The sequence below is a fragment of the Cellulomonas avistercoris genome, assembly GCF_014836445.1.
GTDB lineage: Bacteria > Actinomycetota > Actinomycetes > Actinomycetales > Cellulomonadaceae > Cellulomonas > Cellulomonas avistercoris.
Genome location: NZ_JACSQV010000017.1, coordinates 13,012 through 27,226 on the forward strand (window position 1 = coordinate 13,012; position 14,215 = coordinate 27,226).

A 14,215-nucleotide genomic window follows, 5' to 3' on the forward strand; every position below is an offset into this window, starting at 1 on the left:
GTGGCGGAGTTCGTCCGCTCCGACCCGAGCATGTGGGAGGCGATCTTCGCCGACCCCTCGGTCCCGCTCGACCGGTCCGTGGTCCGGCAGATCATCGACGACCAGCGACGTCCGTCCCGGCGCTGGCTCTACCCGATCGCGATGGTGCTCTCGCGGGTGCTCGTCACGATCATCCGCGTGCTGAAGCGCGTCCTGCCCTTCCGGTGGATGCCGCTGGGGACGATGGACTTCCTCTGCGTCTGGTTCCTGCGGCGGTGCGTGTCACCCGACGCCGTGGACCTGCTGCTGCGCCACTTCGTCATCGAGACGAACCTGGTGAACTTCATCATCCGCAACACCCCGGTGGGCATCGAGCCCGTCACGCTGCGTCCCGAGTCGTTGTCCGAGCTGGGCGACCAGGCCGTCGTCGAGCACGACGTCAACGTGTACGACGTGCTCATCGCGCTGGACGTCGTGCCGCTCGTCGCCCGTGACCCGCTCGACTTCCGTCAGCTGGACATCCCGCCGCTCGACGCCGAGCGGCATCGCCGGCGACTGGTCCGCCTCGACATCCAGACGGCGCTGTGCTTCATGAACATCCCGTTCTCGCTGGCGCTCAGCTCGGAGGAGTACCGCCGAGCGGTGCACTCGATGCGGTTCGACGACTCCTTCCTCGAGATCCTCGCCGTCATCACCGGCGACGACACCTTCCGGCACTGGAAGCTCGCCGGCATGAGCCTGTGGATGGACTCGAACGTCGACGTGCCGCGCATGGTGTACCGCCATGCTCTCGTCTGCGAGTACGCGCACGCGCAGCTGGTGAAGCTCGCCGGCGGCCAGTACCCGCGGGACACGGCGGTGGAGTTCGACTGATCCGACCGGAGCTTCAGTGACGGGCTCGTCGGATCTCGGCGACGCACTGCGCCACGACCGTCTCGACCTCGAACCCGCCCGGGGCGCTTCCCTCCCACAGGGCGTCCGGGCCCGGCTTCGACTCGGTCGCCCGCCACGCCCGCCGTCCTGGGACGCGCGTGGCGCTACGCGACCCCTACCCACCACGGCGCAGGAGAGGTGAGATCGTTCGGGACCGCCGCGACCGTGAAACCGTCCGCCCGAGCTCGGAACCTGCACCGGGGCGGGCATCAACACCAGGGAGGCCCTGTGGCGGACGTTCGGATGATCGTCGTCGCAGCCGGCACCGGCGCTGAAGAGCGATCGCGACCCGGCGCCGATGAGGGATCTCAGCGGCGCCGGATCGGATGTGTCGAGCTCGACGGGGGTACGGAGGTCAGGTCAGGCCGTGCCCGCAGCGGCACGACGGATCGCGGCCACGCCGCCCAGCACGATCGAGACGACACCGAGGCCGCCCAGGACGAGCTGGAGGGGACTGGGCGAGTAGGGCAGGTCGAGGGTCTCTTCCGCCGCACTGAAACCGAAGTAGAAGAGCGAACCCGCGGTCAGTAGCAGGGCGGCTCCGAGGAGAGTGAGGGCCAACGGGATATGACGAGCGGACATGTCGACAGCTCCTAGTTGCAGCCTGAGGCGATGAAGCCCAGATAGCCCTTGTCAGCGCGGTTCGTCTCCAGGTTCCATGTGGACTTGAACGGGGCGCCCGCGACGTGGCAGATGTACTGGTTCCGCGCGGAAGACCCGAGCCGGTTGCGGTACGTGCTCGACGTCTGCTTGGCGCGCAGCTCGTCGAAGCCGGGGTTCCCCGCAATCGGGGCTCCGGCGACGTTGCCCGGGTAGACGGCTCTGGCCCAGGCGGTGGGCGTCACGAGGATGCGCGTGCTGGTCTCCCAACGGTAGGACGACACCATCGCCACCCCCAGGAACGGGTCAGCGACGACAGGATAGGTCGTCTCCGAAGCGAGGTGCTCGACCACCTGGGTGAAGGAGGTCCCTTCGATCTCGAAGCGCGTGGGCACGGGCGCCCCGGTCGCGTCGTAGGCCCACGGCGGTGCCACACCGCCGACGAGCGCGCCTGCCGCTGTGAGGACGACGATGGCGCCGCTGGCCTCCTGCTGAAGTCGCGACCCGACCGGAACGTCGAGCTCGTACCTGTACCTCTCGGGAGCGGTCGCGTCGTGGACGATCGTCAGGATCTGCACGGATGCGTCGTCCTTCACGATGGGGACTGTCGTAGAACCGTCGTTGTTGTCGAACGCGACGACGCCGTCCGTTACCGTCTGCGCGGCGTCGGCCGTCTCGCCCGACGGAAGGCCTACCGCCAGAGTCGGGCCCGACGCGTGGCTGAGCACGACGTCGCGGGCGGCGTCCTGGGGCACCGAGGCGCTGCCGTGCCGGCCCACGTGCGCGGCCGCAACGCCAGGGCGGGCACGTGTCGATGCGACGTCGCTCAGCGCAGCCTCGACCGCCGGAACGTCGAGGGCGTCGGTGAGTATGTCGAGGACGGGGTCGGGGGTGGCCGCGTGCGCGGCGGAGGCTGGGGCGGCGATCACGGCGAGCATCACTGCGTACGCGAAGCAGCGCATGGTTCGGGGCATCGAAGTTCCTTGTGTCGGGGGAGGGTGCCAGCCGACCGTAGCGGCCCGTTTGGCACGATACGCACCAGTTCATCCGGTTTTCCCTCGTGTGTGCGACCGCTTCCGCCGGACGGGTGATGCCGGGCTCGCGGCTCTGTCCCGCCCGCTGTCCGGGCACGTGTGCCGCACCCCTCCCTGCGCCGCTACCCGGTCAAGTCGATGGGTGGAGAGGCGCTGGCCTCAGCCGAGCTGGACCATCGCGGGTTCCACGGGGACCGCTGGTACGCCGTCGTGGACGGCGACGGCAGGTTCGCGTCGGTCAAGGACACCCGCCGGTTCCGCCGGCGGGACGCCGTGGTGCGCTACACGGCGTCGACGACGGCGGACGGCCAGGTCGAGGTTCGCTCGGACGACACGAGCTGGCTCGTGGGCGACCCGCTGCTCGACCGGCACCTCACCACCGCCATGGGGAGCGATCAGCGCATCCTGCCCGAGGCTGCCGTCTCGCACCAGGACGCCGGTGCCGTCTCCCTCGTCGGCACCGCGACGATCGCATGGTGCGCGGCCCGGTGGGGCGGCAGCGACGACCCTCGGCGGCTGCGCGTCAACATCGTCGTGGAGACGCAGACGCCGTTCGTCGAGGAGACGTGGGTCGGCCACCAGATCGCCCTCGGGTCCGCCGCGCTGACGGTCGTGGAGCGGATCCCACGGTGCCGCATGATCGATGTCGAGCAGGACGGGACCAGCCCGCGTGCCCCATGGCTCCGGTCGCTCGGCTCCGAGCGAGATCTGTACCTCGCGGTCTACGCCGACGTCAGCCGACCGGGTGTGATCACCCTCGGCGACGAGATCTCTGTGCTCTGAGCCGAGGACGGGCCGCAACATCCACCGGACAGGGTGCGTCAGGCGGCCTCAGCCCAGTGCGGGCGCCGCGGTGCTGTGACCTGCGATGGGACTCGCTCGATGCCCAGCAGGTCGGCGGCCGGACATGCTGACGCGACGCGGACGGGCTCGATGCGAACCCTCAGCAGCGGCTGTAGGAACTCATCCGAGTGGCTCCACGAGATCTGCGGTCGGGCATGCCAGGTGGGTCCGTACGCGCTGGAGGTCGCGTAGACGACCGGCTCGACGCCGTGGTCGCGCAGGGTCTCGATGAGCGCGGTCAGCTCCGGGCGGACCTGGGAGGAGTCCGGGGGGTCGGCGTGGAACGTCCCGTAGTACTCGACGTCGATGGCGAGAGGCAGCAGGTCCTCGTCGTCCGGCACCGTCGCGAGCACGTGCTCCGCCTGCGCCCTGCCGCTGCTCTCGAAGCTGAAGAAGTGGTACGCACCGACCAGCAATCCGGCCTCACGCGCCCCGCGCAGGTTCGCCGATCGACGCGGCGCGGCGCAGTGGCTGCTCGGCCAGGTCGGGCAGATGCTCGGTGAGCGGGGCGCGCACGAGGTCGGCGTCGACCGCGAGCTCGTCGTCATGCATCCGCGTCGTCACCGCGCGACGGTGGCACGGCGGCGCGTGGCGTCGCCACGGGATGAGCCGGCCGCTCTGTCCGCACGCGATCGAGATGGATGCGCCTGGGCGGCCCCGCAGCACCTAATCGTTTGGGCGATCGCGTGCCTCTCGAGGCCCGTGCGAGAGTTCGCGGTGCCGGACTGTGATCGTTCACAACTGGCTTTGGACAGGACGGATCCCGCCTCGACACAGTCACGCAGACCGGCGGATCCGGGTCTTGTCTGCCGACTGTCAGCGGGGACGGTCGCGCGCACATCGGACGACCAACGACGATGGGACGGATCATGCGGAGATCTCCAAGATCGCGCCGGACATGGGCGGTCACTCTGGCGGCGGCGACGCTGATCACGGGTGTGACGGTCGCCGAGGCGCCCGTGGCGTCCGCCGCGAGCGGCTGCCGGGTGGACTACGCCGTCGCCTCGCAGTGGAACAGCGGGTTCACGGCCGGCGTCAAGGTCACCAACCTCGGTGACGCGGTCAGCAGCTGGCTGCTCACCTGGACCTTCCCCGCAGGTCAGACCGTGAGCCAGGCCTGGAGCGCCGACGTCACCCAGAGCGGCGCCGCCGTCTCCGCACGGAACGCCTCGTACAACGGGTCGCTCGGTACCGGGGCGTCGGCGGAGTTCGGCTTCAACGGGACGTACGGCGGCGCCAACCCGGTGCCCACCTCCTTCGCGCTCAACGGCACCACCTGCACGGGGTCGGCCAGCGGCACCCCCACGCCGACACCGACGCCGACGGTGGCACCGACCCCCACGCCGTCGGCCACCCGGACGCCGACGCCGACCCCGCCGGCGGGCGGACCCGCGGACATCACGGTGAACACGGGCACGAAGTACCAGACGATCGACGGCTTCGGTGCCGCCGTGTCGATCTGGGGCGGTGCGTGGTCGACCGCGGACACGCAGACGCTCGTCGGGATGGGCGACAACCAGCTCGGCCTGTCGATCGTCCGCACCGGGATCTCGCCGGTGTCGAGCGAGTGGGGCACGCAGGTCAGCGCGCTGCGGACGGCGAAGTCGTACGGCTCGGAGGTCAAGATCCTCGCCTCGCCGTGGACGGCGCCGGCCGCGTGGAAGTCGAACAACAGCCGGGTCAACGGCGGCACCCTGCTGACCTCGCGCTACGGCGACTACGCCAACCACCTCAACAGCTACGTGCAGTACATGAAGGGCCAGGGCGTGACGATCGACGTCACGTCCGTCCAGAACGAGCCCGACTGGCACCCCGACTACGACTCGATGGCGTGGACGGGTGACACCCTCCGCAACTTCGTGCGCGACCACGGCACGAAGATCAAGGACACGAAGCTGATGGTCGCCGAGTCGCTGGGCACGAACCGGGCCTACACCGACCCCACCCTCAACGACGCGACCGCCCGCAACAACATCGGGTACATCGGCGGTCACATCTACGGCCAGGAGAACGGGCCGAACCTCTCCCGGTACCCGCTCGCCGCCCAGTACGGCAAGAACCAGTGGATGACCGAGTGGAACTACCACCAGGCCGACGGCAACGGGTCGAACATCTGGGGAGACCCGTCGAACGCCGCCGTCTGGAACGAGACCCTCGACGTGATCATGCCGTCGGTCAACCGCACGATGGAGGCGAACTGGAGCGCGTACGTCTGGTGGTACGGACGGCGCTACTACTCCTTCATCGGTGACGGGGAGTCCGCGTTCGGGACGACCGGCGGCGCGGTCCTCAAGCGCGGCTGGGCGTTCTCGCAGTACTCCAGGTACGTCCGTCCGGGAGACCAGCGCATCGGCGTGACCGAGAGCTCGAAGGCGTCGCCGCTGGACATCACGGCCTACCAGGGCGACGGCAAGATCACCCTGGTCATCCTCAACCGCTCGACCAGCGCGGTGAACGGCGCCGTCGTCCAGGCGCCGCAGGCGGTCAGGTCGGCGCTCCACACGATGACGTCGCAGTACTCCAGCCGGGCACCTCGGACCACGGCCGTCAACGGCAGCCAGGTGACGGTCGACGTCCCCGCGCGGAGCATCTCCACGGTCGTCCTCACGCTCTGAGCGCCTGAGCGGGTCCGGCGCGACTGCCGACGGGCGGTGCTCCACGTCGAGCGGGCGTGGAGCACCGTCGCCGTCCGGCCTACCGCAGGGCGCGCAGGTCGTCGAGGTCGCCGTCGAAGACGTTCATGTCGATGAACGACTCCTCGCCGTCGTACCCGTCGAGGCGGTCGCGGCCCCAGGGAAAGAGCGCAGTCGCCCTGTCAGCGGCGGATGCCCAGCACCTGGGTGTCGAGCTGGATGTTCATGCCGCACTTCTCGACCATCTGGTCCCAGACGTCCTCCCAGCCCTTCGCCCAGGCCGTGACGCCGCTCGTCGAGCCGAACGGCCACGCCATGTCCGGCGTGATCCAGACGAGGCCGTAGTACGCGGGGATCTTGTCGAGGTCGCCGTACCCCTGCACCTGGTACGCGTACACCAGGTAGCCCGTGAGGACGCCCATGTCGTGGGCGTCCAGGAACTGCTGGAAGGTCGTCGAGAAGATGCGGTACGGGTCGCGTGTCGGTCTCGAGGGCGGCATGACACCGTCGAGGCTGCGGAAGATCTCCGTGCGCAGCGCGAGGTAGATCCCGACGGCCACCACGAGCGCGGCGTAGGCGGCGTCGCGTCCCGCGTCGGTGCACGGCCACGTGAGTCCGAGGCGCCGGCACGCGACCATCAGCCCGTAGTCGCCGAAGGTCATGACCTCCTCGCGCATGTCCGGCGGGACGCGGGCGACGATGCCGCGCCCGGGCCCGTGCGCGACGGGCACGCGGCAGTTCCCGGCGGTGAACTCGGCGAGCGCCTGCACCATGTCGTCGTACGCGGAGGACAGGTAGCAGGTGCCGAGCTCGGCGATCGTCGTCGCGTTCTGGTCGGGCACCTGCAGCGAGTGCGTCTTGCCGGCGTACCGGTTCGTCCGCTCCAGCAGCCTGACGTCCGTGAACCCCGCGCCGAGGAAGCGCTGCGCGACGAGCAGCCCGCTCACGCCGGCGCCGATGACGACGATCGGCTTGCTCTTGTCACCCTCCAGGAGCGCCGGCTTCGCGGCGAGCAGCATGTTGAGGTACGACCAGCAGTGCAGGACGGACTCGAAGCACGTCGACGCGTGGACGTACACCGTGTCGTTCTCGCCCTGGATGTCGAGCCACGCCCACGGGGCACCGTCCGCGAGGGCGGTCGCGGGGAACTGGTTGAAGTACGGCGTCAGCAGCGGGTTGACTGCCGGACGGAGCGCGCCGTTCTGGTCCTCGTCGACCTGCACGATCTCGTGGACGCCGGGCTCGAACGGCCACCACCACGGCGGGTCGTCCAGGAACCTGGTCCGCTGGGCGGCGAGGCCCGCGGGATCCGACGCGCCGCCGATCCCGACCATCTGGTACGTCGTGACGACGTTCGTCGCGGCACCGTTCGCGGCCGGCAGGCCCCACTGCTTCGCCGTCTCGTTGCGGTACCCCTGCACGAGGCCCGTCTGGGGCTCCACGAGGTCGGGGGCGAGGATGACGGTCCGGTCCTGCTCGCGACGCGGACGCACGCGCAGGCACGTCGTGTAGAACGTGAAGTTGCGCAGGGAGCCCAGCAGCCACCGCTCCTGGGGCGTGAAGCTCATGACCGGTCCGAGCGTGCGCGGGTCGCACGCGATCACGAGCAGCGCGGGGTCGACCGTGAGCTGCTTCCCGCCGGTCAGGTAGGTCACTTCCATCGTGTGCCTCCGCGCTCGTCCGTCACCTCCCAGAGTGGGGTCCGGGCGGAGGGGTGGACAGGGCCGCGGCGTGCGGCTGCCCGTTGGTGCGGAGCGTCCGCGGGCGGCGGCGCGTCAAGGAGGGCGGTGCTCACGTACGACGACGCCGGGCTCGTGCTCGACCACCCGGGCATCGCGGTCGGCTTCGTCCAGGGCGAGCGGGAGGCGGACCGGCCCGCTTCGTGACCTGGCTCCGCCTGGCCTACCGCAGGGCGCGCAGGTCGTCGAGGTCGCCGTCGAAGACGTTCATGTCGATGAAGGACTCCTCGCCGTCGTACCCGTCGAGGCGGTCCCGGTTCGAGTACTGCCAGAAGGTCCACGCCCGGTCGTCCGACAGGGTGGGCGGCACGGCCACCGACCGGATCCAGATGGGCGTGCCCGGGTAGTGGCCGGCGACGTACCGGTCGTACGCGCTGCCGGTCGCGTAGATGATCGGCTCGATGCCGTGCTCGCGCAGGGTCGCGATGAGCGCGGTCAGCTCGGGGCGGACCTGCGACGCGTCCGGGGGGTCGGCGAAAAACGTGCCGTAGTACTCGACGTCGATCGCGACGGGCAGCAGGTCCTCCTCGTCCGGCACCGTCGCGAGCACGTGCTCCGCCTGCGCCTCGCCGCTGCTCTCGAAGCTGAAGAAGTGGTACGCACCGACCAGCAGCCCGGCCTCACGCGCCCCGCGCAGGTTCGCCTCGAACTCCCGGTCGACGAACGACGAGCCCTCGGTGGCCTTCACGTACGCGAAGTCGACGTCCTGCCGGGCGATCGTCGGCCAGTCGACGCTTCCCTGCCACGCCGAGACGTCGACCCCCCGCACGTCGTAGCGCGCTGCGAACAGACGGTTCGGCCACACCAGGCCGCGTTCGACGAGCACGGCCCCGAGCGAGAGGACGACGATCGTCCCCGTCAGGACGATCAGCAGGACACGGACGCGACGGCGGCTCGGCACCGCGCCAGTCTGGCGTCGTCGCGCGCGCGGCGCGCGCAGCGTCCACCCGACCGGTCGTCGTCGCCTGTCGCGACGGACCGCGCTGACGGTGGGCGTCGCCCTCCTAGACCCCGTGACCCGGGACGAGTCTCCCGGGCGGCGGCGGGAGGGGCAGGGGTCGTGTAGGAACTCACCGGACTTGTCCGCCGCGTGGCGCTCTGACCTGCGCCCTGACAGGAGCGGGAGGCGGCCGCTGTCTCACCTTCGTGTCCGGATCCTCAGCGGTGGGCGCGAGGGCGAGCCGATCTACCGCTCAAGACCGCGGCGGAGCGGACACCCAGTCCTCGCGCATCCGGGCGTTCAGCTCATCGCGACCTGCCCCGGCGTCGGGCGCCACCCATAATGGGGGGTCATGCGGATGCGGCGGCAGGCGGCGATGTACCTCGACACCGCGATCGAGTCGCTGACGTTGGCGATCGAGCTGTTCAACCGGCCCTCACCGACAGCACGCGATCACGCTGTGCCGATGTTGCTGGGACACTCCTTCGAGATGCTGCTCAAGAGCATCATCTTTCAGGCTCGTGGCACCGTGCGCGACAAGGGTGACGAGCTGACGCACTCCCTCGGACGCTGCATCGGTATCGCCGCCGATGACCTCCACGTCCTGAGCAGTGACGAGCGGGCACTACTGTCCGCCTTGAAGCAGGACCGTGACTGTGCCACCCATGACTCGATTGTCATGAGCGAGCAACTGCTATGGGTGCACATGCGATCCGGTATCACGGTGGCCCGTCGGCTCCTGCGTGACCAGTTGCACCTGGACCTCAGCGAACTCCTACCTGGGCGAGTCATCCCGGTCAGCACCGAGCCGCCGCACCAGTTGCAGGCCCTCGTCGAGGAGGAACTGGCGACTGTGGCGGCCCTCCTCGCGCCTGGCACGAGACGGGGTCCTGACGCACGCGCTCGACTCCGTCCTTTGCTCAGCCTCGACGGCGCAGCGACAGGGCGAGTCGACCCTCCGACCGAAAACGAGGTTGCCCGAGCGGAGGCTGCCCTGCGCAAGGGAGCGGAGTGGCAGCGGATCTTGCCTGGCCTCGCCACCTTGAGCATCAGCCCGGTGGCTCCAGGAGGTGACGCACAGGAGGTCGTGCTCCGCGTCGGCAAGGCCGCCGAGGCCATCCCGGTCCGCAAGGCGCGCCGCGACGAGGAGGCGTTGGCGTACCGGTCCATGGACCCCTTCGAGGAGTACGCCGGCAAGCTCACCAAGTTCGGAGAGAAGCTCGGGCTGACGCAGCAACAGGGGTACGCGCTCATCGAGCACCTCGCGATCAAGGATGACGACGCGGCCTACTTCTGCCGTCGGACCAAGAACGGCAATGTGCAGTACCAGGGGCTCAGTGCGCGCGCCTACGACCTCGGTCGTAAGGCACTCGAGGGAGGTGTCGACGTCGCAGACATTACTCGTCGCTACCACGAGTCCCGGTCGCGTAAGGGGGCTGCGCGGCGAGCGATGCCGTGAGACTGCGCGTCGACTGTGTTGGTTGCTGACACGGGCAACGCCGGCGGTCCGAAGCGGCGGCGAGAGCGTCACGCCGCATCGAGAACCCGTAGCGACGGGACATCGGCGGTCGCGCCTATTCTCCGTCCGAAGCCTCGACCGGTGTTGGCGCCAGTCGGAGCTGGGCCGTCCATGCCGTCGGCTGGGCGCGCAGGGCGGCTGGCGGCGTCCAGCTGATGATCGAGCCAGTCGGGCGTGCCGTGTGCCGCTGAGCTATGTGCGTACGTCGCAGTAGGGTGAGCCGGACTCAGCGGCGACGCCGATCCGAGCCGTGCGGGTGCTCGGCTGACGCAGTTCCGGGAGGGGGCAGCAACTTGGCAGACACCCAAGTCACGGCAGCTTCTCACGAAGGGGATCACCCGCCGCTCAGTGAACTGGAGCCGCCCGCGCCGCCGGTTGCACCGGTGTCGATCTCGGGCCCGCCCGTTACACCTGCACAACGCATCGCGTTCTATTCACCGGAGGAGTGGGAACACTTCATCCGCGAGTGGGCAACAGCTATCAGGCCGTCGTATATCCAAATAAAACGGCTCGGTGGGTCGAACGACAAGGGTGCCGATGTGGCTGCATTCAAGACTGACCAGGGCTTCGAGGGCGCTTGGGATTGCTTCCAGGGGAAGCACTATGCGAAGCCGCTTGGCTGGGCAGACGCATTTCCGGAGATGGTTAAGATTCTCAATGGCGTCGTGAGTGGTCACTATATACTTCCGGATTCCTACGCATTCTTGGCGCCCAAGGGGTGTGGTACAGGTCTTAATCGCCTCCTGAGCAAGCCGACGGAACTCCGTGAGAAATTCCTCGAAGAGCTCGACAACGCGAAGCCGGCCACCGCGGGGCTCGGAAGGGCGCAGAACGCCAAGGTGCGCGATTTTGCTGCGGCGACGGACTTCACCGTGTTCAAGTCCATCGAGCTCGTCGATGCTATCGAAACGCATCGAGCCACGCCATACCATGTCGCTCGATTCGGAGGGCCGCTTCCGCCGCGGCCGGCGGTAACAGGCGCGCCGGGAACTATTCATCGGTCAGAGGCTCGATACGTCGCACAACTCATGGAGGTCTACCGCGAGGCTTGGCCCGCGGAAGGTCTGACTCTGGATACGCTTCAGAGTCAACCTCGCCTAGCGGCACATTTCCAGCGGCAGCGCGAGTCGTTCTACTCTGCAGAATCGCTGAGACTTCATGCGCGTGACGCCGTGCCCCCGGGAACCTTCGAGGCATTGCAGGACGATGTACACTCCGGCGTCGTCGAAATCGCCGAAGCCGATCACACGAGTTCGATGGAACGCCTGACGCAGGTGCTGCAAACTTCTACATACATCAATCTGAGCGCACATGCGCTTACGACGATTTCTCAGACTGATGACCGAAAAGGAATTTGCCACCAGTTGGCGAACGAGGACAGGTTGACGTGGCTGCTGGCTCAGTCATGAGCAGTCCGCTCAATGGACCTCTAGAGGTGGCGGTTCGCGTATTGACGCTTCTTGCCGAGGCGTTCCCGCGCAGCCTCGGCCTGAATCAACTTGTCTTGCTGGATCACGGCCTGTTGCACAGCGAAGACCTCGGCGGCCCCTCGAGTCTCCATCCACCGGTCCCGATTCGCTCCAGTGAACTAGGCGTGAAGCGAGGTCAACTAACGCTCGGCCTGGAGGTGCTCACTCGGGTGGGCCTGGCGGAGATTTGCGTAGTCCGAGACGGCATCGATTTCATCGCAGCCGAGGGTGCGCATCCCTTTCTCAGCCTGCTGGAGACCCCATACGCGCGCGGACTTTCCGAGCGAGCGCGATGGGTCATCAACCGTTTCGGCGACTTGTCGGATGCTGACCTTCGGGCGGCGATCCGGGACGTGTCAGGGCGATGGGCAGAGGAGTTCGAGAATTTGCCTGCCGAGGAGAGACTGGGATGAGTCGACTGCGACTGCTCCACATCACGCTGTGGGGACCGAATGTGCCCCTCTCGACTGTCGAATTCGGGGCCGGTCTAACTCTCATTCGGGGGCCGTCGGACACCGGCAAGTCCTTCATGGTTGAGGCGATCGATTTCATGCTCGGCGGTAAGTCTCTTAAGGAGATTCCCGAGCGTACCAGTTACTCCACCGTCCTTTTGGGTGTCCAGCTGCCGACGGGTGAGGTTGTGACAATTTCGCGTAGTGTCGCTGGGGGCGCCTTCTCTCTATATCGCTCCGACCTGCGCAGTGGGCCGCTTCCCGTATCAGATGAGAACTTGGCGGCCAAGCACAACCCGAAGAACGACAAGAATCTGTCGATGTTCCTGCTCAAGCATTTGGACCTTGATAAAGCTCTCATCCGCAAAAATGCGCAGGGAGCCACGGTCTCGCTGAGCTTCCGCGACCTCGTCCACTTGTGCATCATCGATGAAACTAAGATGCAGTCCGACGTGGCGCCCGCGATCACAGGGCAGTACACAACAAAGACGAAGGAGATCTCGACACTCAAGCTACTCCTCGAGGCAGAGGACGATTCGTCGATCGTTGCAGCCCAGGACGCACCGACGAGCGCGCGGACCACGGGAGCGAAAATTGAGGTGATCGACCACCTCCTCAGCGATCTCGAAGCACAACTTGCCGATGCACCAGAGGAGGGGCAACTTCGTGATCAATTGGCTCGACTGAACGGAGCGATTGAGGATCAGACGTCGGCGGTCGAGGGGCTTCTCGCCGAACGTGCCGCTCTCGCCGAGCAGACCCGCGAAGTTCAGCAGGCGGCACAAGGTGCCAGGAGGGAACTCGCGGAGGTCGGTGCACTGCAAGGCCGGTTCGGTCTACTGAGCGAGCAGTACGACTCGGATCTCGAGCGACTGGCCACCATCAAAGAGGCGGGCGTACTCCTTGGCTTCTTCACCCCGGGAGCTTGCCAATTTTGCGGTGCGGAAGTTGCAGACCAACGGTACAACCATTCGCACAGCGTCGATGGAACGGCGTTCGAGGATTCGGTGGACGCTGAGATCGCTAGAACCAACGAGCTTCGCTCCGACCTGGCACTCACACTGGAGGAATTGGCGCGGCGCGGTGAGGAAACCCGCGGGTCGTGGCGCAATGCTGCGGTTCGAGCCAATGCTCTGGCCGCACGGCTTCAGTCCCTGGATGAGGATTTGAGCCCCGGAGACACGACACTGCGCGAATTGATGGCGATAAAGAGCGGCGTTGAAATGTCGCTGCAATTGTATGTACAGATCGCAGACTTGAACCGGTTGAAAGCGGAGATCGCTGACGTGACGCAAGCCGACGTCGCGGTCGTGTCCAATGGATTGAATCTCACTGCGCTCAGTGAGTTCTCAGCCGAGATCGCAAAGCGACTCGCAGCGTGGGGGTATCCAGATTCATCCTCGGTTCGATATGACCGCTCAGCTCAAGATATTGTGGCCGACGATCAGTACCGTTCCGCCCATGGCAAGGGTGTTCGTGCGATCCTTCACGCTGCGTTTACCTTGGGCTTGGCCCAATACTGCCTTGACCGAGACATCGCGCACCCGGGCTTCGTCGTTCTCGACTCGCCCCTCGTCACGTACCGGCCCCCCGAGTCGGGCTCACCCGCGCTACTCGATGAATCGCTTCCAGCAGGGATCGTTCGGGATTTCTACCGCGATATACAACGCAGTTTTGACGGTCAGGTCATCGTGATGGAGAACCTCGATCCGACCGAGCCGCTCGGACCCGACGCGGTCGACGTCGTCTTCACCAAGACGAACGGGCTCGGCCGATACGGGTTTCTGCCGCCGAAGCGCTCGACGGGTGGCCTTGTTGTCCGAGACTAGTTGTCCTGGTCCGCGGCATTGGTGACACGGGCGGGGTGGGAAGGGGCAGGGCCGGCGGCTGGATGGAAGTGCGACAACCGTCCCGCTGCCGAAGAGGGTCGGCGGGGGCTAATGCCGCGGAGGCTGACGGAGGTACTCCGACTGCTCTTCGGTGCGGGATGCCGTGCGCGATTCTGCTCGAGCAGAATCCGCTTGCTCGAGCTCGCGTGCGCTCGACCGGCGCGCTCTGAGAGCAGGTCTATAGC

Annotated in this window: 13 protein-coding genes; 7 read left to right on the forward strand and 6 right to left on the reverse strand. The window is 67.3% G+C overall.

Annotated elements, in window-relative coordinates; genetic code table 11:
* On the forward strand, nt 1-852 hold the full coding sequence (locus H9657_RS16600) for a DUF6999 family protein (protein WP_191784547.1): 852 nt from the start codon (nt 1-3) through the stop codon (nt 850-852).
* A gap of 420 nt (nt 853-1,272) precedes the next feature.
* Here H9657_RS16600 and H9657_RS16605 read toward each other — a convergent pair whose 3' ends face one another.
* Nucleotides 1,273-1,494 (reverse strand): hypothetical protein, encoded by a 222-nt coding sequence (locus H9657_RS16605; RefSeq protein ID WP_089800112.1) that lies wholly within the window; start codon nt 1,492-1,494, stop codon nt 1,273-1,275.
* Nucleotides 1,495-1,505: 11 nt separating this feature from the next.
* On the reverse strand, nt 1,506-2,486 hold the full coding sequence (locus H9657_RS16610) for a DUF2599 domain-containing protein (RefSeq protein ID WP_143082791.1): 981 nt from the start codon (nt 2,484-2,486) through the stop codon (nt 1,506-1,508).
* 159 nt (nt 2,487-2,645) lie between these two features.
* Between H9657_RS16610 and H9657_RS16615 the strand changes: the two genes are divergently transcribed.
* Complete coding sequence (locus tag H9657_RS16615) at nt 2,646-3,329, forward strand: MOSC domain-containing protein (protein ID WP_089800116.1); 684 nt, start codon at nt 2,646-2,648, stop codon at nt 3,327-3,329.
* A 38-nt stretch (nt 3,330-3,367) separates the two neighbouring features.
* Here the strand turns inward: H9657_RS16615 and H9657_RS16620 are convergent, their stop codons facing one another.
* Nucleotides 3,368-3,805, reverse strand: a complete 438-nt coding sequence (locus tag H9657_RS16620; protein WP_255366550.1) for a GH25 family lysozyme — start codon at nt 3,803-3,805, stop codon at nt 3,368-3,370.
* Between the two features lie 7 nt (nt 3,806-3,812).
* Entirely contained in the window at nt 3,813-3,953 is a 141-nt protein-coding gene (locus tag H9657_RS19455; RefSeq protein ID WP_255366551.1) for a hypothetical protein, read from the reverse strand.
* A 293-nt stretch (nt 3,954-4,246) separates the two neighbouring features.
* On the opposite strand from H9657_RS19455, the gene H9657_RS19770 reads away from it, so the two are divergent.
* Nucleotides 4,247-6,004 carry a cellulose binding domain-containing protein gene (locus H9657_RS19770; protein ID WP_318241564.1) on the forward strand — a complete coding sequence of 586 codons (1,758 nt, stop codon included), beginning with the start codon at nt 4,247-4,249 and terminating at the stop codon, nt 6,002-6,004.
* A gap of 200 nt (nt 6,005-6,204) precedes the next feature.
* Here H9657_RS19770 and H9657_RS16630 read toward each other — a convergent pair whose 3' ends face one another.
* The gene (locus tag H9657_RS16630) at nt 6,205-7,683 is read right to left on the reverse strand and encodes an NAD(P)-binding protein (protein ID WP_191784548.1); all 1,479 of its coding nucleotides are present in this window, start codon (nt 7,681-7,683) and stop codon (nt 6,205-6,207) included.
* 241 nt (nt 7,684-7,924) lie between these two features.
* On the reverse strand, nt 7,925-8,662 hold the full coding sequence (locus tag H9657_RS16635; RefSeq protein WP_318241565.1) for a GH25 family lysozyme: 738 nt from the start codon (nt 8,660-8,662) through the stop codon (nt 7,925-7,927).
* 391 nt (nt 8,663-9,053) lie between these two features.
* Here H9657_RS16635 and H9657_RS16640 point away from each other — a divergent pair, with 391 nt between their 5' ends.
* The 4 genes from H9657_RS16640 (at nt 9,054) to H9657_RS16655 (ending at nt 13,970) form a co-directional block, all read left to right on the forward strand.
* A complete protein-coding gene (locus tag H9657_RS16640; RefSeq protein WP_191784549.1) occupies nt 9,054-10,160 on the forward strand; it encodes a DUF3644 domain-containing protein in 1,107 nt (368 codons plus the stop codon).
* A 443-nt stretch (nt 10,161-10,603) separates the two neighbouring features.
* On the forward strand, nt 10,604-11,629 hold the full coding sequence (locus H9657_RS16645; RefSeq protein WP_191784550.1) for an ABC-three component system protein: 1,026 nt from the start codon (nt 10,604-10,606) through the stop codon (nt 11,627-11,629).
* Nucleotides 11,626-12,102: an ABC-three component system middle component 2 gene (locus H9657_RS16650; RefSeq protein WP_191784551.1), complete on the forward strand. Its 477-nt coding sequence runs from the start codon at nt 11,626-11,628 to the stop codon at nt 12,100-12,102. The genes H9657_RS16645 and H9657_RS16650 overlap by 4 nt, the downstream gene beginning before the upstream one ends.
* Nucleotides 12,099-13,970, forward strand: a complete 1,872-nt coding sequence (locus H9657_RS16655; protein WP_191784552.1) for an ATP-binding protein — start codon at nt 12,099-12,101, stop codon at nt 13,968-13,970. Before H9657_RS16650 ends, H9657_RS16655 begins: the two co-directional genes overlap by 4 nt.
* Nucleotides 13,971-14,215: the final 245 nt, after the last annotated feature.